Source organism: Achromobacter sp. SIMBA_011 (assembly GCF_046535435.1).
Classification (GTDB): domain Bacteria; phylum Pseudomonadota; class Gammaproteobacteria; order Burkholderiales; family Burkholderiaceae_B; genus Achromobacter; species Achromobacter dolens.
The window spans coordinates 1-275 of the sequence record NZ_JAWRWN010000403.1; the positions used below are offsets into that span (position 1 = coordinate 1).

Annotated in this window: 1 protein-coding gene; it reads left to right on the forward strand. The window is 66.9% G+C overall.

Annotated elements, in window-relative coordinates; genetic code table 11:
• Window positions 1–11 precede the first annotated feature (11 nt).
• Window positions 12–275, forward strand: a 264-nt coding sequence (locus SB816_RS31480; RefSeq protein WP_410548180.1) for a gamma-glutamylcyclotransferase, incomplete at its 3' end; no start/stop codon positions are given.

Consider the following 275-nt stretch of genomic DNA (forward strand, 5'->3'; position numbering starts at 1 on the left):
GGAGAACCACGATGCGCCATGTATTCGTCTACGGCACGTTGCGAGCAGGCGAGGCCAACGACATCGGCCATGCGGCCGGGCGCCACGGCATCCCTGCGCCCACGCTCCTCGGAGCCATCGCGCTGCCCGGCGAACTGTACGATTTCGGCACTTATCCAGGCATGGTGGCCGGTGCGGCCGGTCAGTCGCTCGTGTGGGGCGACGTGTACGCGGTCGACGAACTGTTGCTGCCCGTGCTCGACGAGATCGAACGCGTCTATCCCGGCGTCGACACG